13 protein-coding genes and 3 tRNA genes are annotated in these 16037 nt (G+C 61.9%); 9 read left to right on the top strand and 7 right to left on the bottom strand.

Features of this window, described 5'->3' with window-relative positions; translation table 11 throughout:
- Window positions 1-101 precede the first annotated feature (101 nt).
- The 4 genes from aspS to ACF8R3_RS12145 all read right to left on the bottom strand — a co-directional run bounded on the left by aspS (window position 102) and on the right by ACF8R3_RS12145 (window position 3226).
- Window positions 102-1877 (bottom strand): aspartate--tRNA ligase, encoded by a 1776-nt coding sequence (gene aspS, locus ACF8R3_RS12130; RefSeq protein ID WP_027914214.1) that lies wholly within the window; start codon window positions 1875-1877, stop codon window positions 102-104.
- A gap of 93 nt (window positions 1878-1970) precedes the next feature.
- Window positions 1971-2192: an FmdB family zinc ribbon protein gene (locus ACF8R3_RS12135; RefSeq protein ID WP_023536249.1), complete on the bottom strand. Its 222-nt coding sequence runs from the start codon at window positions 2190-2192 to the stop codon at window positions 1971-1973.
- A gap of 92 nt (window positions 2193-2284) precedes the next feature.
- Window positions 2285-2614, bottom strand: a complete 330-nt coding sequence (locus ACF8R3_RS12140; protein ID WP_027914213.1) for a ribbon-helix-helix domain-containing protein — start codon at window positions 2612-2614, stop codon at window positions 2285-2287.
- Between the two features lie 138 nt (window positions 2615-2752).
- Window positions 2753-3226: a Dps family protein gene (locus ACF8R3_RS12145; RefSeq protein WP_023536324.1), complete on the bottom strand. Its 474-nt coding sequence runs from the start codon at window positions 3224-3226 to the stop codon at window positions 2753-2755.
- A gap of 274 nt (window positions 3227-3500) precedes the next feature.
- Between ACF8R3_RS12145 and ACF8R3_RS12150 the strand changes: the two genes are divergently transcribed.
- Complete coding sequence (locus tag ACF8R3_RS12150; RefSeq protein WP_058638507.1) at window positions 3501-4094, top strand: cold shock domain-containing protein; 594 nt, start codon at window positions 3501-3503, stop codon at window positions 4092-4094.
- A 78-nt stretch (window positions 4095-4172) separates the two neighbouring features.
- Here the strand turns inward: ACF8R3_RS12150 and ACF8R3_RS12155 are convergent, their stop codons facing one another.
- Both ACF8R3_RS12155 and ACF8R3_RS12160 read right to left on the bottom strand, forming a co-directional pair.
- Window positions 4173-4379 carry a SlyX family protein gene (locus tag ACF8R3_RS12155; protein ID WP_058638508.1) on the bottom strand — a complete coding sequence of 69 codons (207 nt, stop codon included), beginning with the start codon at window positions 4377-4379 and terminating at the stop codon, window positions 4173-4175.
- Window positions 4369-4800 carry an HIT domain-containing protein gene (locus ACF8R3_RS12160; protein ID WP_058638509.1) on the bottom strand — a complete coding sequence of 144 codons (432 nt, stop codon included), beginning with the start codon at window positions 4798-4800 and terminating at the stop codon, window positions 4369-4371. Before ACF8R3_RS12160 ends, ACF8R3_RS12155 begins: the two co-directional genes overlap by 11 nt.
- Window positions 4801-5387: 587 nt before the next feature.
- On the opposite strand from ACF8R3_RS12160, the gene ACF8R3_RS12165 reads away from it, so the two are divergent.
- From ACF8R3_RS12165 to ACF8R3_RS12175, 3 genes are all read left to right on the top strand, one after another.
- A complete protein-coding gene (locus ACF8R3_RS12165) occupies window positions 5388-6659 on the top strand; it encodes an OprD family porin (protein ID WP_058604319.1) in 1272 nt (423 codons plus the stop codon).
- 337 nt (window positions 6660-6996) lie between these two features.
- A complete protein-coding gene (locus tag ACF8R3_RS12170; RefSeq protein ID WP_058638510.1) occupies window positions 6997-8712 on the top strand; it encodes a proline--tRNA ligase in 1716 nt (571 codons plus the stop codon).
- A 20-nt stretch (window positions 8713-8732) separates the two neighbouring features.
- Window positions 8733-9683 (top strand): hypothetical protein, encoded by a 951-nt coding sequence (locus tag ACF8R3_RS12175; RefSeq protein ID WP_058604321.1) that lies wholly within the window; start codon window positions 8733-8735, stop codon window positions 9681-9683.
- A 73-nt stretch (window positions 9684-9756) separates the two neighbouring features.
- Here the strand turns inward: ACF8R3_RS12175 and dinB are convergent, their stop codons facing one another.
- Window positions 9757-10815, bottom strand: a complete 1059-nt coding sequence (gene dinB / locus ACF8R3_RS12180; protein ID WP_392515674.1) for a DNA polymerase IV — start codon at window positions 10813-10815, stop codon at window positions 9757-9759.
- Window positions 10816-11030: 215 nt separating this feature from the next.
- Between dinB and ACF8R3_RS12185 the strand changes: the two genes are divergently transcribed.
- The 5 genes from ACF8R3_RS12185 to ACF8R3_RS12205 all read left to right on the top strand — a co-directional run bounded on the left by ACF8R3_RS12185 (window position 11031) and on the right by ACF8R3_RS12205 (window position 15749).
- Window positions 11031-11107, top strand: a tRNA-Met gene (locus tag ACF8R3_RS12185).
- Between the two features lie 134 nt (window positions 11108-11241).
- Window positions 11242-11318: transfer RNA gene (locus tag ACF8R3_RS12190), tRNA-Met, on the top strand.
- 160 nt (window positions 11319-11478) lie between these two features.
- Window positions 11479-11555, top strand: a tRNA-Met gene (locus ACF8R3_RS12195).
- A gap of 259 nt (window positions 11556-11814) precedes the next feature.
- Window positions 11815-14457, top strand: a complete 2643-nt coding sequence (gene mprF, locus ACF8R3_RS12200) for a bifunctional lysylphosphatidylglycerol flippase/synthetase MprF (RefSeq protein WP_058604323.1) — start codon at window positions 11815-11817, stop codon at window positions 14455-14457.
- Window positions 14457-15749 carry a virulence factor family protein gene (locus ACF8R3_RS12205; RefSeq protein ID WP_100851025.1) on the top strand — a complete coding sequence of 431 codons (1293 nt, stop codon included), beginning with the start codon at window positions 14457-14459 and terminating at the stop codon, window positions 15747-15749. The genes mprF and ACF8R3_RS12205 overlap by 1 nt, the downstream gene beginning before the upstream one ends.
- The last annotated feature ends 288 nt before the right edge of the window (window positions 15750-16037 follow it).

Genomic DNA, 16037 nt, shown 5'->3' on the forward strand with positions numbered 1-16037 from the left:
TCCCGATCCGTGTAACAGAAACAGGTTCCGCCCCGAAGGGCGGAACGTGGAAAGACTGCGCCAAAGCGCGTGGGCGCAACCGCCGGCTGCGCCCGGGCCGATTACTCGACCTTGGTCTGCTCGCGCAGACGGATGTGCAGCTCACGCAATGCCTTGGCATCGACCATGCCCGGCGCCTGGGTCATGACACACGCAGCGCTCTGGGTTTTCGGGAAGGCAATCACTTCACGAATCGACTGGGCGCCGGTCATCAGCATGACCAGGCGATCCAGGCCGAAGGCCAGGCCACCGTGAGGCGGTGCACCGAACTTCAGGGCATCGAGCAGGAAGCCGAACTTCTCTTCCTGTTCCGCCGCCTCGATACCCAGCAGGCGGAACACGGCCTGCTGCATTTCCTTGCGGTGGATACGGATCGAGCCGCCACCGAGCTCGGTGCCGTTGAGCACCATGTCATAGGCACGGGACAGGGCCGTGGCCGGGTTGGCTTCCAGTTCCTCGGGCGTGCACTTGGGCGCGGTGAACGGGTGGTGCAGCGCGGTGAAGCTGCCGTCTTCGTTTTCTTCGAACATGGGGAAATCGACGACCCACATCGGCGCCCACTCGCAGGTGAACAGTTCGAAGTCGTGACCCAGACGAATACGCAGGGCGCCCAGCGCTTCGCTGACCACCTTGAACTTGTCGGCACCGAAGAACACGATGTCGCCGTCAACGGCGCCCACGCGGTCGAGGATGGTGTTGAGATTGGCCTCGGGGATGTTCTTGACGATCGGCGACTGCAGACCTTCAACGCCCTTGGCACGCTCGTTGACCTTGATGTAGGCAAGGCCACGGGCACCGTAGATGCCGACGAACTTGGTGTATTCGTCGATCTTGCTGCGCGGCATGCTGGCGCCGCCTGGCAGGCGCAGCGCGGTGACGCGGCATTTAGGATCGTTGGCGGGGCCGGCGAATACCTTGAAATCCACGTCCTTGAGCTGGTCGGCGACGTCAACCAGCTCCAGCGGGATGCGCAGGTCTGGCTTGTCGGAGCCATAGCGACGCATGGCTTCCTCGAAGGTCATGTGCGGGAATTCGCCGAATTCCAGGTCCAGCACTTCCTTGAACAGCTTGCGGATCATGCTCTCGGTCAGGCCCATGATCTCGGACTCGTCCAGGAAGCTGGTCTCGATGTCGATCTGGGTGAATTCCGGCTGGCGATCGGCACGCAGGTCTTCGTCGCGGAAGCACTTGGCAATCTGGTAGTAACGATCGAAACCGGCGACCATCAGCAACTGCTTGAACAGCTGCGGCGACTGCGGCAGGGCGAAGAAGCTACCGGCGTGGGTACGGCTTGGCACCAGGTAGTCGCGCGCGCCTTCAGGGGTGGCGCGGGTCAGGATCGGCGTTTCCACGTCGAGGAAGCCGTTTTCGTCGAGAAAGCGTCGAATGCTGCTGGTGATGCGCGAACGCAGGCGCAGCTTGTCGGCCATCTCAGGGCGACGCAGGTCGATGAAGCGGTAGCGCAGACGCGTTTCTTCACCAACGTCGGAGTATTCGTTCAGCGGGAACGGCGGGGTTTCGGCTTCGTTCAGCACATTGAGCTGGTAGCCGAGGATTTCGATGGCACCGGAGGCCATGTTGCTGTTCACCGCACCTTCCGGGCGACGGCGGACCTTGCCGGTGATCTGCACGACATACTCGCTGCGCACACGGTCTGCTGCGGCGAAGGTGTCGGCGCGATCCGGATCGAAAACGACCTGGGCCATGCCCTCGCGGTCACGGATGTCGAGGAAGATCACCCCGCCGTGGTCCCGGCGACGATGGACCCAGCCGCAAAGGGTGACTTCCTGGCCGTCCAGGCTCTCGTTCAGTTGGCCGCAATAATGGCTGCGCATCATGATGGTGGTTTCGCTTCTCGTGATTCGTGTATTCGATGGAGGCCTTGGCCGCCCGGAGGGCTAATACTGCAAGACCCGGTCATAGCATTCAACTCAGTCGGCCTTGTCGCCGCCTGCCAGATTCTTTTTCGCACCGGTCTTGAAGTCGGTTTCGTACCAGCCGTTACCGCTCAGGCGAAAGCCGGGTACCGACAGCAGTTTCTTCATCGCCGGCGCCTGGCAGGCCGGGCAATCGGTGAGCGGCGCGGCGCTGATTTTCTGCAGCACTTCCATACGGTGCTCGCAGGACGCACATTGATAGTCGTAAAGGGGCATGGATGTCTCTCGTCAACCATAACGCTGGCTGCCTGGGCAGCAAAAGGCGGGATTATATATGGTTAACCAGCGCTGCGCAGCCCGCCGGGCAATCAGTGCGACGTCGGTGGCTGCTGCAACCAGGCAACGCAGATCACCCGTATCAGCCCGCTGAAGTTGCGCACGCCCCCCTGGCGCAGGTGCACCTCACGGTCGACGTAGGACAACACCGCACTGACCGAGCACTGGTTGGCAGCGGCAATGCGCTCGAGGATACCCCAATACACGGCTTCAAGGCGCAGACAGGTGGAAAAACCATTGAGCCGCACCGAGCGGGAAACAGGCTGGGTCTGCAACATGTCGAAATCTGCCGTGAATGGGTCGACGCATTGTTTGCCGGGCCAGCGCCCCTGACCTGCCGTCCGCTTGCCAGACTGAGCCATCTGCACACCTCCTGATGATTGAACCAAGGGGTGTATCAAGCGCCGAACGCGCCAGTGCAGAGCAGCGGCAAACCCTTCCCGCACAGAAACCGGCAGGCCGGCCCAGTCACCCTGGGCAGGCCTGCCGGCACGGTCCGGCTATTTCTCGTCGAGCAACACGCGCAGCATCCATGCGGTCTTTTCGTGGACCTGCATGCGCTGGGTCAGCAGATCGGCGGTGGGTTCATCGCTGACCTTGTCAACCGCTGGGAAGATACTGCGGGCGGTGCGCACTACCGCTTCCTGCCCTTGCACCAGTTGCCGGATCATCTCGTCGGCTGGGGGAACCCCCTCCTCTTCCTTGATCGAAGAGTGCTTGGCGTAGAACGCGTAGGACCCAGGCGCCGGGAACCCCAGGGCGCGGATGCGCTCGGCAATGGCGTCCACCGCCAGCGCCAGCTCGTTGTACTGCTCCTCGAACATCAGGTGCAGCGTACGGAACGAGGGCCCGGTGACGTTCCAATGGAAGTTGTGGGTTTTCAGATACAGCACGTAGGTATCTGAAAGCAGGCGGGAAAGCCCATCGACGATGGACTTGCGATCTTCTTCACTGATGCCGATATCGATTGCCATGATGCTCCCCTTCGGAAAACGTGAAACCCAAGCGGGTGCCGACCACTTTAGCAACACTCTGAGCGCCGCGCCTCTGTCAGGTGGCCGCAGGCACAGGGCGCCGGGTGCAGTTTGAGTAGCCTGCAGGTTTACGGTTAAATAGGCAGCGTGCCATTCGTGCGGACTGCAATTGCCGAATGCATAGGCTGAAGGCCACGTGTTCGCGCCAACACTTCATGCGCACCGGGCCGTCAGCTCTTCCCGTGATCAGCTTCAATCAATGTGAGCCAATCCCATGTTCAAGATCGTCCACCTGGTGACAGGCGCGGCAGCCTTGCTGCTAGCGTTCATACCCAGTCTTAAAACCGAGGCAACGCCTTTCCTGCAACAACCCGACGCGGTCTACCTGGCCCTGTTCGGCTTGCTCAACCTGATCCTGGCGCCTGTCCTGCCGCTGTACTACCGAGGTGCCAGGCAGCAGCTGCAATACCTGGCCTGCGCCCTGCTGGTGGTGGCCGTGGTGCTGCAGACCCTTACCGTGCTGGCTCGACCGGAGCTTGGCAACCTCGCGGCGCTGGTGTGCGCCGCTCTGGCCGTGGTCCTGCACCTGGGCGCAGGCTTTGCCCAGGGCACGCGCAAGGTACGCAGCAGCCAACAGCCACTGACGGAGGCCGGCAACCGAGATATGGGCACGGTCAAGTGGTTCAATACGTCCAAGGGGTTCGGGTTCATTTCCAGGGACTCAGGCGATGACATCTTCGTGCACTTTCGCGCCATCCGCGGCGAGGGCCATCGCGTCCTGGTAGAGGGTCAACGCGTCGAGTTCTCGGTCATGCACCGCGACAAGGGCCTGCAGGCCGAGGATGTGGTCCCCGTCACGCGCCGCTGACAGGCGAGCAGGCTTCAACACGTTGAAACCAGGCCTGTCGCTTCGCCCATGGGTGCGACAGGCCTGAGGACCAGATGATCAATAGTGAGGCGGCGGCGCCTCTTCACCCTCGCTGCCATACTGACCTGCTATCTCTTCGTAACGTTTGATCAACTCGGCCATCTGCAACTGCAGCCGCTCGATCACGCGCCCTTGCTCGACCACCACATCGTTGAGCGCCTGCAGGGTGTCGTCCTGGAATGCCTGGCGCGTTTCCAGCTCGATCATTCTCGGCTCAAGCGACATCGGCGGCCTCCTGGAAACCTTCGAGGTGTAGATTTCGTACGCGGGCGCGTATCGCCTGTACTTGTGCGTCGGTATAGGCCACGGCCGGGCATTTGCCCCAGACCGGTGCAGGCCAGGCCACATCATCGAGCTGGCGAACGATCACGTGCATGTGCATTTGGCTGACCACATTGCCCAGCGTCGCCACGTTCATCTTGTCAGCCCCGTAGCTGCGCTTGAGCGCCTCGGCAAGCTGCGTGGTTTCCTGCCAGAGCAGGTGCTGGTCATCCAGGCTCAGGTCGAACAGTTCGCTGACCTCGGCACGGCGGGGCACCAGGATGAACCAGGGGTAGTTGGCATCTCGGCTCAGCAGCAACTGGCACAGGGCGAAATCGCCCAGCACCCAAGTGTCCTGCTGCAAGCGTGGATCAAGAACGAACACGGCGTACCTCCTTCAGGCAAAGCGACCCGCACGGGTGGCGGTAAAAACGGCAGCAAGGATACCTTGCGCAATTGCGGTAACACAGCGCTACTTTTCGCACCAATAAGGTGCTTCGCCACGTCAACTGACTCCCTAGCCCACCACAATTGACACCGCATTAACATGTTGCGGTAACACATTGACTTTGATAGCAAGCTAGCCAACTGAATAGCCCGGCCGGGCGGGCTTGAGGTGCAGTCCGACCAACCCCCGTGTTTACGGCGGTTGAAACGAATTCCTGAAAATTTTGTGAAAAATTCATCAATGCCAGCCCAAGTTGAGCACGCTTGTTGCATTGCCTTCACCCCAAGTCGGCATGCTCTCTGAAACACCTGCACACCGGGCGTCACCACCCTCGGATGCGACGCTGAATTGCCCGACAGCGACACGGCCAAAAAGTTCCATCAAGAGTGCTTTACGCCATATCGCCAACGACCTTCAGCGTGCTATACATTTTCGCCGACATAACAAGAAAGAGCTGCACCCTATAACTAGAACACCTGGATGCAGCGGTACTCTTCCTAAAAAAACCAAAGGAGCAAGTCACGATGCGCGTGATGAAGTGGAGCATGATCGCCCTGGCCGTTTCGGCGGGGTCCTCGCAGATGGCACTGGCCTCTTCGCAGGATGAGTCCAAAGGTTTCATTGAAGACAGCAAGCTGAGCGTCAAAACTCGCATGCTGTATTTCAGCCGTGATTTCCGCAACAACGAAGGCGGCCAGAGCCGCCGTGAAGAAACCGGCCTCGGCTTCGTGGGTACTTATGAGTCGGGCTTCACCCAGGGCACCGTGGGCGTGGGTATCGACGCCATTGGTATGCTCGGCCTGAAACTGGACAGCGGCAAGGGCCGTGCTGGCACCGGCCTGTTCCCGAACGGCTCGGACGGCCGTGCACAGGATGACTACTCCAAGGGTGGCGGCGCGGTTAAATTCCGTATCTCCGACACCGTACTGAAAGTCGGCGACCAGTTCACTGCCCTGCCAGTGTTCGCCACCGACGACAGCCGCCTGCTGCCGGAAATCGCCCAGGGCGCGTTGCTGACCAGCAACGACATCAAGGGCCTGACCCTGCACGCGGGTCGCTTCACCAGCCTGACCGGTCAGGAACAGACCAACCGTGACAGCCTGCGCCTGAAAGAAGCCGACGTATTCGGCGGCACCTATGCCTTCACCGACAGCCTGTCCACCAGCCTGTACTACTCCAAGGTCGAAGACTACTGGCGCAAATACTACGCCAACGTCAACTGGGCGCTGCCGCTGTCGGACAAGCAAGGCCTGGTGTTCGACTTCAACTTCTATGACACCAAGAGCGACGGCCAAGGCCTGCAGCGCGCCGAAAAAGACGGCGTGACCAAGCTCGACAACCGTGCGTTCAGCCTGTCCGGTGCGTACAACATCGGCGCCCATACCTTCACCCTGGCCTACCAGAAAGTGACCGGCGACGGCGACTATGGCTACGGCGTCGACGGTGGCGGCACCGTGTTCCTGGCCAACTCCGTGGCCCGTTCCGACTTCAACGCCGAAGGCGAGAAGTCCTGGCAGGCTCGCTACGACCTGAACTTCGCCGAGTACGGCATTCCAGGCCTGAGCTTCATGACCCGCTACGTGCGTGGCAGCGGCGCCGACACCGGCACCACCAGCAACGGCAAGGAATGGGAACGCGACATCGACATCAAGTACGTGATGCAAGAGGGCCCTGCCAAGGACCTGAGCTTCCGCGTTCGTCAAGCCACCTACCGTTCTTCCGATGGCGTCTACTACGGCTCCCCATCGCTGGACGAGCTGCGCCTGATCGTGGAGTACCCGCTGAGCATCCTGTAAGCCTGGCTTGCAACGCTGCGCACCTGAAAAGCCCGGCCACCGCGCCGTAATGCAGTTCACTTAGGGCCGCTTCGCAGCCCATCGCGGCACAAGGCCGCTCCCACACTGACCGCGTGATGCCCTAGTTGGGGTACTCACAGGGCTTGTAGGAGCGGCCTTGTGCCGCGATGGGCCGTGAAACGGCCCCAGCGGTATTGAGTGAACAGCCTTACGGCGACCGTGCCGGGCTTTTTCTTGGCTGACAAGCAGGACGCCCTGGGGCATCCTGTACGCCTTGGCTTCACCCCCGTACAATGCGGGGCTATTTCAACGTCTTAGGCAATCGACACGGCTAACCATGCGCACCAGTCAATATTTGCTCGCCACCCAAAAAGAAACCCCTGCCGACGCAGTGGTCATCAGCCATCAGCTCATGCTGCGTGCCGGCATGATCCGCAAACTGGCTTCGGGCCTATACACCTGGCTGCCGATGGGCCTGCGGGTAATGCGCAAGGTCGAGAACGTGGTGCGCGAGGAAATGAACGCCGCCGGTGCCCTTGAAGTGCTCATGCCCAGCATCCAGCCTGCCGAACTGTGGCAGGAGTCCGGCCGCTGGGAGCAGTACGGCCCCGAGCTGCTGCGGGTCAAGGACCGGCATCAGCGCGATTTCTGCGTGGGCCCAACCCACGAAGAGGTCATCACCGACCTGGCGCGCAACGAGCTGTCGAGCTACAAGCAGCTGCCGTTGAACATGTACCAGATCCAAACCAAATTCCGCGATGAAATCCGCCCGCGCTTCGGCCTGATGCGTGGTCGCGAGTTCATCATGAAAGACGCCTACTCCTTCCATGCCGACCAGGCTTCCCTTCAGGAAACCTATGACCGCATGCACCAGGCGTACACCAATGTGTTCACCCGCTTAGGGCTGGATTTCCGTCCGGTGCAGGCCGACACCGGTTCCATTGGTGGCAGCTACTCCCATGAATTCCACGTCCTGGCGCAGTCCGGTGAGGACGATGTGATCTTCAGCGATAGCTCCGACTATGCTGCCAACATCGAAAAGGCCGAGGCCGTGCCGCGCGAGACCGTGCGCCCTGCCCCAACCGAAGAGCTGCGCCTGGTCGATACGCCCGATGCCAAGACCATCGCCCAGCTGGTCGAAAAATTCGGTCTGCCGATCGAAAAGACCGTCAAGACCTTGATTGTACGCGGCGCCGAGGAAGGCAAGCTGGTCGCCCTGATCGTGCGCGGCGATCACGAGCTCAACGAAATCAAGGCCGCCAAGCTGGAACAGGTGGCGGACCCCCTGGTCATGGCCACCGATGCCGAACTGCGCGAGGCCATCGGTGCTGGGGCAGGCTCGCTGGGCCCGCTGAACCTGCCGCTCGAGTGCGTGATCGACCGTTCGGTCGCCCTGATGAGCGACTTCGGTATCGGTGCCAATATCGACGACAAGCACTATTTCGGGGTCAACTGGGAGCGTGACTTGCCAGTGCCCCAGGTGGCCGACCTGCGCAACGTGGTCGAAGGCGACCCGAGCCCGGATGGCCAGGGTACCCTGGTAATCAAGCGTGGCATCGAGGTGGGTCACATCTTCCAGCTGGGTACCAAGTACAGCGAAGCCCTCAAGTGCCAGGTTCTGGGCGAAAACGGCAAGCCGGTCATGCTGTCCATGGGCTGCTATGGCATCGGCGTGTCCCGCGTGGTAGCGGCTGCCATCGAGCAGAACCACGATGAGAAAGGCATCATCTGGAACGACGCCCTGGCGCCCTTCCAGATTGCCCTGGTACCCCTGCGCTATGAAACCGACGTGGTTCGCGAAGCGACCGACAAGCTGTATGCCGAGCTGACTGCGGCAGGTTACGAAGTGCTGCTCGACGACCGCGACAAGAAGACCAGCCCCGGCATCAAGTTTGCCGACATGGAGCTGATCGGCATTCCGCATCGCATCGTCGTCAGTGATCGCAGCCTGGCCGATGGCAACCTGGAATACAAACACCGTACCGAGCAGGATGCCCAGGTGTTGCCACTCGAAGAAGTGCTGACCTTCCTGCAGGCCCGCGTTCGCCGCTGATAATCAATGCACGAGTGATCATGTCCAAGCGAAGTACCTATAAGCTCAAGGGCGCCGCACTGTGCGGCGCCCTGCTCGTCAGCGGCTGCGCCAACCAGATGCCCCAGCGCAGCGACCACGAGGAGCGCGTCGAGCGCAAACTGCTCGAACACACCCTGCAGATCGACGTTGGCGAGCCGAAGGTGATGGAGCTGCCGCAACGACGTGTACGCGTACATGAGCAGAAGCGTTTCGAGGTCACCGAGTTCGAGGTGACGCGCCACTACGACCGCTACACGCCTTACCAACCCTGGCGGGAAATCTACGAGATTCCGCTGGGTGCCGTGGCGGTTGTAGCAGGCGTGGGTGCCAACGTGGTCAACGTCTTCGCCTTGGGCAACCTGCCCCAGAGCATTACCCACGATTGGCTCAGTTATGGCGTGGACGGCCTTAATCCGTTCATGAACGTGCCTTCCAACGGCCGCGCCCAGCAGAACCTGGCAGGTATCAGCGAAGTGCAGAAAGCCAAGCGCGAAGAGGCCACGAGCATGCCGTGGAGCGAGCGCCTGGTGGAGGTCAAGGCCGGCAAGAACACTTATGAGCTGACCACCGACCGTGCGGGCATCCTGCGCCTGAACCTGCTCGACAGCCCCTTCTCGGAGCAGAACCTCAACCATGTCGGCACCTTGCATCTGCAAGTGGTCGATGAGGACAACGCCGTGCGCGGTGACGCCAGTTTGTTGATCAGCGCCACGCTGCGCAACAAGTTGCGCGAAGCTCACGAGCTGATTTTCGACGACCTCGAAGATGATGAGGTGAGCCAGTGGGTGCACCGAGTCAAGCGGCTGTCCGAGCTGGGCCTCGAGGAGGAAGCCAGTGAGTTGGAGCAGAGCCTGATCGAGCTGACGCGCAACGATCCCGAGTTGCAACAGGAGTTCTTGCAGTCCCTGACCAAGGCCACTGGCCGACTGGTGGCTGATCCAGGGCATTGACGCCCGCCTGTGGCTGACCCGCGCTGGATCCGTGAGGGTCTCAACGCGGGCAACTGAGCACTTTTCTTGCGAGCTATAGCGGCGGGAAAAGCTCCAGCTGTTCATGCGCACCGCGCAAGTCCCGCAATCTCACCCCTACACCTAGCAATCGCACAGGTTTACCACCGCGCGCGAACGCCTGCGTCACCAGCTGCCGGTAACTGTCCAAGTCCCTGCCGGCGCCTGCTTGCTCAAGGGTGGTCTGGGTAAAGTCATGGAACTTGACCTTGACGAAAGGCTTTTCCGGCCGGTAGGTGCTGTCCATCCGCTCGATGCGCTCGTTCAGGCTCTGCAGCAATTCCGGCAACCGTGCCAGGCAACTGGGCAAATCCGGCAGGTCGGTGTCGTAGGTATTCTCGACGCTGACCGACTGCCGGCGGCTGTCGTTTTGAACCACGCGATCATCGATACCACGCGCCAGTCCCCACAACCGCTCGCCAAAGGTGCCGAACTCTCGCACCAGCGCCAGGCGAGACCATTCGCGCAACTGCGAGCAGGTCTCGATCCCCAGGCGGGTCAGCTTGTCTGCTGTGACCTTGCCCACACCGTGCAGACGGGTGACCGGCAGCGTCGCCACGAACGCTTCTATTTCATCAGGCCTGATCACGAACAGGCCATTGGGCTTTCGCCAGTCGCTGGCGATCTTGGCCAGAAACTTGTTGGGCGCCACTCCGGCCGAGACGGTGATATGCAGGGTACGGGCCACGCGCCGACGGATGTCCTCGGCGATGCGTGTAGCGCTACCGGCATACCATTGGCTTTCGCTGACATCCAGGTAGGCCTCGTCCAAGGACAGCGGCTCGATCAGGTCGGTGTAGTCACGAAAGATGGCATGGATCTCTCGAGAAGCCTCACGGTAAGCCTCGAAGCGCGGCTTGACGATCAACAGGTCCGGGCACAACTTGAGGGCGTGACGGGACGACATTGCAGAACGCACCCCGTAGGCACGCGCTTCATAATTGCACGTGGCGATGACCCCACGCCTTTCGGCCGACCCGCCCACTGCCATGGGGCGACCTGCAAGACGAGGGTCGTCGCGCATTTCGATGGCAGCATAAAAGCAGTCGCAGTCGACGTGAATGATCTTGCGCAAGGGCATGGATGACCGTAGGCACTGTAAATTCATACAGATAATAGCGCATGGTTTCGTGTTCAAACAGCATGGCCGTGGGTTGGGCAACGCCGGTCTTCGGCTCAGGGGAACGACCCCAGCCCGCGCCTTGCAAGGCTAAAGGGTTGAACGAAAAGGGCTTTTCACACTATTTGCTTGACACTGGGCGAGAAATCCGTAGAATTCGATCTCACAGGCGCGGGATGGAGCAGCCTGGTAGCTCGTCGGGCTCATAACCCGAAGGTCGTCGGTTCAAATCCGGCTCCCGCAACCAGATTCGTGAAAAGGCCACTGTTAACGCAGTGGCCTTTTTCTTTGCGCGCGCGTAAAGCAATTCGAAAAAACCTCGGTAAATCAATGAGTAGCACTTGACACCCCCTGCTAAAGCTGTAGAATCCGCCCCACAGACGCGGGATGGAGCAGTCTGGTAGCTCGTCGGGCTCATAACCCGAAGGTCGTCGGTTCAAATCCGGCTCCCGCAACCAACTTCAAGAAAAGACCACTGTTAACGCAGTGGCCTTTTTCTTTGCCTGTCATACGGCGGCAGGATTGGCACGGATGCGCCCTGCCCTGTTCGAGTGTTGGCCGTGCGCTTCATTGAACACTTGACATCAATGCACTTCGCTGTATAATGCGCACCTCTGACGCGGGATGGAGCAGTCTGGTAGCTCGTCGGGCTCATAACCCGAAGGTCGTCGGTTCAAATCCGGCTCCCGCAACCATATTCGTCAGAACAAACCCCGCACGTAGCGATACGCGCGGGGTTTTTCGTTTTTACCTCCCTTACTTGCAAGCGATGCCTGCATGCCTTGGCGCACCCCCGATTAGCGGCTGGCGCTGCCCTTGCGTGGATGAACTATCTTTAACCCCTGCCGGGCTGTTATGCGCCCATGGCCGGAGTAATATTGGATACGTTTTCCAAAGGGACTTTCACTTGGCCGCGCCTCTTCTTCACCTCGTGCCTGACGCCCGGGGTAATTCATGACCGCTCAGAACCCTGAACCTACGGTGCCGCTGGCCACAGCGTTGCCCGGAGCCGTGCAGCGCCTGCCCTTGCTTGAACGGATAAGCCGCTATCGTCAGCCGATCGGGCTGGCGGTGACGCTGGTGCTGTTCACCATGGCCTTGATCGCCTGCCGCCACCTGCTGAGCGAGCTGGACATCTATGCCTTGCACGATGCCATGCTCGAAGTGCCGGTGCAGTCACTGCTTGGCGCGCTGCTGGCGACCGTGATCGGATTCGTGATTCTGCTGGGCTACGAGTGGTCAGCCAGCCGCTACGCTGGGGTCAAGCTACCTGCGCGAACGTTGATACTGGGCGGTTTCAGCGCCTTCGCCATCGGCAATGCCATCGGCCTGTCCATGCTGTCGGGCGGCTCGGTGCGCTACCGGCTGTATGCACGCCAAGGCGTGGGGGCGGGCGAGGTAGCGCGCATGACCGTCTTCGCGAGCCTTTCACTGGGTTGTGCACTGCCGCCGCTCGCAGCATTGGCCACCCTTAGCAATCTGCCCGCCGCCTCGGCTGCCCTGCGGTTGCCGCAAGGCTTGCTGGCCGGCATTGCGGTTGCCGTCCTGGCCGCCTGCGCACTGTTGGCGGTTGGCCTGTACCGCAAGCGGCTGGCCGAGCAGCCAGTGCCTGACAACCTGCTGGTGCAACTGGGTCGGCGTACGCTGCGACTGCCCGGCGCCCGGCTTACTGGCCTGCAGCTGCTGATCACGGCACTGGACGTCGCCGCCGCCGCTACCGTGCTCTACCTGCTGCTGCCCGAAGCCCCCCCGTTCGGTGCCTTCGTACTGGTCTACCTCCTGGCGCTGGCCGCGGGCGTGCTCAGCCATGTACCGGGTGGCGTTGGTGTGTTCGAGGCCATCCTGCTGGCCGCCTTCGCCGATCAATTGGGCGCTGCGCCATTGGCGGCCGCGTTGCTGTTGTACCGCATCATCTATGTGGTGCTGCCGCTTCTGCTGGCCTGCGTCCTGCTGCTGGCCAACGAAGCCCGGCGCTTGCTGTTCGCGCGGCAGGCCATGAAGGCTGCCTCCGGGCTGGCAGCGCCGATCCTGGCCATCATGGTATTTCTGTCTGGGGTGGTGCTGCTGTTTTCCGGCGCCACGCCCGAGATCGATACCCGCCTTGAGCACATGGGCTTTCTGATCCCTCATCGGCTGATCGATGCCTCCCACTTCGGCGCCAGCCTGATCGGCGTACTGTGCCTGCTGCTGGCCCAAGGCCTGCGTCGGCGCCTGTCGGCCGCGTGGCTGCTGACCACGGTGCTGTTGCTGGTGGGTGCATTGCTCTCGCTGCTCAAGGGGTTCGATTGGGAGGAAGCCTGCCTGCTGACCTTCACGGCCGCGCTCCTGGCCTTGTTCCGCCGCTCGTTCTACCGGCCCAGCCGTTTGATGGAGCTGCCGTTCTCGCCGGTGTACCTGGTGGCCAGCGCCTGCGCGGTGGGCGCCTCGGTGTGGCTGCTGTTGTTCGCCTACCAGGATGTGCCCTACAGCCATCAGCTGTGGTGGCAGTTCACCCTGGACGCCGATGCCCCCCGTGGGCTGCGTGCGGCGATGGGCAGTGCCTTGCTGCTCGCAGCGCTGGCGCTGACCTGGCTGCTGCGCACCGCACCGCCGGTGATCCACCTGCCCGATGAAGCCGAATTGCAACGTGCCCATCGCATTCTGCAGGCATCCGACCAGCCCGATGGCGGCCTGGCCCTTACCGGCGACAAGGCGCTGCTGTTCCATCCCAGGGACAACGCGTTCCTGATGTATGCCCGCCGTGGTCGCAGCCTGGTAGCGCTCTACGATCCGATCGGGCCGGCCCAGGAGCGTGCCGAAATGATCTGGCAGTTCCGCGACCTGTGCGACCTGCACCACGCCCGACCGGTGTTTTACCAGGTGCGTGCGGAGAACCTGCCGTTCTACATGGATATCGGCCTGACCGCCTTGAAGCTGGGTGAAGAAGCCCGTGTCGACCTGCGCCGCTTCGACCTCGACGCCAAAGGCAAGGAGATGAAAGACCTGCGCTACACGTGGAATCGAGGCGGCCGTGACGGGCTGAGCCTGGAAATCCATGAGCCAGGCCATGCGCCGCTGGCTGAGCTCAAGGAAATTTCCGATGCATGGCTCAGTGGCAAGAACGTTCGCGAAAAGGGTTTTTCGCTGGGCCGTTTCAGCCCGGATTATCTGCAACATTTCCGTATCGCCCTGATTCGTTTCCAGGGCCAACCTGTGGCCTTTGCCAACCTGCTCGAGACCCACAGCAACGAGTTGGCCAGCCTCGACCTGATGCGCGCACACCCGCAAGCGCCCAAGCTGACCATGGAGTTCATGATGATCGGCTTGATCCTGCATTACAAAAGCCATGACTACGGCCGCTTCAGCCTGGGCATGGTGCCGCTTTCGGGGCTACAACCACGGCGCGGTGCGCCCCTGACCCAGCGCCTGGGCTCGATGGTGTTCCGCCGTGGCGAGCAGCTCTACAACTTCCAGGGGCTGCGCCGGTTCAAGGACAAGTTCCAGCCCGACTGGGAACCTCGCTACATGGCCGTGCCTGCCGGGCTCGACCCGCTGGTGGCTCTGGCCGACACTGCCGCCCTGATTGCCGGCGGCTTGACTGGATTGGTGAAACGCTGATGACCCGACGCTTTTGGCTTTACCTGTTGCTGACCCTGCTGTTGGCCGCCCTGGCCGGCGCCACGGCGTTCTGGTTCTGGACGCGCCCGGCGCCTGATGCACAGCTTGAGCAACTTCAAATCAACGATGCCAGCATCACCCGCGTCACCCCAGGCGTGCATCCCACTGCCTGGGTGGCGATCGGCGTGCCGCAGGACCAGGCCCTGACCCACAAGCAACTGCTGGACCTTGCCCAGGCGGCCGAAGCGCAGTTGGTGCAAGTGGTGCTGCCTGCCGGTGATTGCACCAAGCAGCAGCAAGCCATGGACACGGCCCTGGCGCAGTTGCCGAGCAAACCGACCCTGGTCGCCGGCATTGGCCCGGGTGCAACCCAAGCCTGGCGCTGGCTGGCCAGCCAGAATGACGACAAGGCCCGGGCCATTTCCGTGGGCTTTACGGTCGAGCAGCCAGGCTGCCAGACCCCCTTGCCCAAGACCGCGCCCCACGGCCACTGGAGCGTGGCGTGGAACGATAACCCGGACGATGCCAGTGCGGCCTTCGTGCGCGACCAGAGCAATGCCGAAACCAGCATCAGCGACTATGACATCCACCTGCCGCAGGTGCTCAAGGCACAGCTGACCCAGGCCTTGGTGGGCCAGGATGGCAACGCATTGGCGATCCCCGTGGTCGAGGTACCTGCCGGTCAAACCACCGATACCGTTACGTTGTTCTTGTCCGGCGATGGTGGCTGGCGCGACCTGGACCGCGACGTGGCCGGCGAGATGGCCAAGCTGGGCTATCCGGTGGTGGGCATCGATACCCTGCGCTACTACTGGCAGCACAAGACACCGGAGCAAAGCGCTGCCGACCTGTCCGAACTGATGCATCACTACCGGCAGAAGTGGGGGACCAAGCGTTTCGTGCTGACGGGGTACTCGTTCGGTGCAGACGTACTGCCTGCCATCTACAACCGCCTGCCGGCGGAAGACCAGCAACGGGTGGACGCTGTCATGTTGCTGGCCTTTGCCCGCAGCGGCAGCTTCGAGATCGAAGTCGAAGGCTGGCTGGGCAAGGAAGGTCAAGAGGCACCCACCGGGCCTGAGATGGCCAAGCTGCCGGCTGCGAAAGTGGTGTGTGTGTACGGGGTGGAGGAAAGCGACGAAAGCGGCTGCACCGACAAGACCGCCGTGGGCGAACGCCTGAAACTGCCGGGCGGGCACCACTTCGATGAAAACTACCCGGCCTTGGCCAAGCGGCTGATCGATGAGATCGAGACGCGTCAGGGCAAGTCGAGCGTGGCTGAGCAGAACTGAGGGCTATTGGACGTACAGTTTGCAAGGGCCAGGTCGAGCGCTCGGCACTGATAGCGCGGATCGGGGGTTACCCAGCGCCCTGCATGACCTCATGCCGCGATAAGCTGCACAGCAGCCCCAAGATTTCAGCTTCGCAGCGCATATTGCCGGGGCCGCGCTGCGGCCCATCGCGGCACGAGGGCCGCTCCTACAAAGCCCTGTGAAGCTCCTGACTCAGGCGTTATGCGGTCAGTGTAGGGGCGGCCTCGCCGGGGCGCCGGACCGGCCGCGATGAGCTGCGCAGCAGCC

Origin of the sequence: Pseudomonas sp. FYR_7, assembly GCF_043106155.1 — a bacterium.
Taxonomy (GTDB): Bacteria; Pseudomonadota; Gammaproteobacteria; order Pseudomonadales; family Pseudomonadaceae; genus Aquipseudomonas; species Aquipseudomonas parafulva_B.

What these genes read in the sequence shown, in the direction of transcription:
- aspS (WP_027914214.1), bottom strand. Translation starts at nt 1,877, where the DNA reads ATGATGCGCAGCCATTATTGCGGCCAACTGAACGAGAGCCTGGACGGC.
- ACF8R3_RS12135 (WP_023536249.1), bottom strand. Translation starts at nt 2,192, where the DNA reads ATGCCCCTTTACGACTATCAATGTGCGTCCTGCGAGCACCGTATGGAA.
- ACF8R3_RS12140 (WP_027914213.1), bottom strand. Translation starts at nt 2,614, where the DNA reads ATGGCTCAGTCTGGCAAGCGGACGGCAGGTCAGGGGCGCTGGCCCGGC.
- ACF8R3_RS12145 (WP_023536324.1), bottom strand. Translation starts at nt 3,226, where the DNA reads ATGGCAATCGATATCGGCATCAGTGAAGAAGATCGCAAGTCCATCGTC.
- ACF8R3_RS12150 (WP_058638507.1), top strand. Translation starts at nt 3,501, where the DNA reads ATGTTCAAGATCGTCCACCTGGTGACAGGCGCGGCAGCCTTGCTGCTA.
- ACF8R3_RS12155 (WP_058638508.1), bottom strand. Translation starts at nt 4,379, where the DNA reads ATGTCGCTTGAGCCGAGAATGATCGAGCTGGAAACGCGCCAGGCATTC.
- ACF8R3_RS12165 (WP_058604319.1), top strand. Translation starts at nt 5,388, where the DNA reads ATGCGCGTGATGAAGTGGAGCATGATCGCCCTGGCCGTTTCGGCGGGG.
- ACF8R3_RS12170 (WP_058638510.1), top strand. Translation starts at nt 6,997, where the DNA reads ATGCGCACCAGTCAATATTTGCTCGCCACCCAAAAAGAAACCCCTGCC.
- ACF8R3_RS12175 (WP_058604321.1), top strand. Translation starts at nt 8,733, where the DNA reads ATGTCCAAGCGAAGTACCTATAAGCTCAAGGGCGCCGCACTGTGCGGC.
- mprF (WP_058604323.1), top strand. Translation starts at nt 11,815, where the DNA reads ATGACCGCTCAGAACCCTGAACCTACGGTGCCGCTGGCCACAGCGTTG.
- ACF8R3_RS12205 (WP_100851025.1), top strand. Translation starts at nt 14,457, where the DNA reads ATGACCCGACGCTTTTGGCTTTACCTGTTGCTGACCCTGCTGTTGGCC.